Origin of the sequence: Cupriavidus sp. SIMBA_020 (assembly GCF_046535395.1) — a bacterium.
GTDB classification, from domain to species: Bacteria; Pseudomonadota; Gammaproteobacteria; order Burkholderiales; family Burkholderiaceae; genus Cupriavidus; species Cupriavidus campinensis.
Genome location: NZ_JAWRWU010000327.1, coordinates 1 through 296 on the forward strand (window position 1 = coordinate 1; position 296 = coordinate 296).

General features: G+C 61.5%; 1 protein-coding gene. It reads right to left on the reverse strand.

The genetic code is table 11. The annotated features are described in order from the left end of the window. The coding region (locus tag SB751_RS29430; RefSeq protein WP_410748955.1) for an alpha/beta fold hydrolase at nt 1-296 on the reverse strand (296 nt) is incomplete at both ends.

The window sequence follows — 296 nt, forward strand, 5'->3', positions numbered from 1 at the left end:
CGAGCGTGGCGCGGGCGTCGCGATGAGGAGAATGGCCGCCCGAGTCGAGCGTTAGCACCTCGGCGTGCGCTACGGCCTCGCCAATCGCTTCGATTTGTGCGAGCGTGCCGTACTGATCGTCGCGCGCCTGTATGGCGAGCAATGGCACGGTGATGGATGCGATGGTCTCGACGATATTCCACGTGCGAAATGCCGGATCGAGCCAGATGTCATTCCAGCCATAGAACGCCGAATCCACATCGTCGTGATAGCGCGCGAGCTTCGCACGCAGAGTCGATTGTGAATCGGTCGCTTCG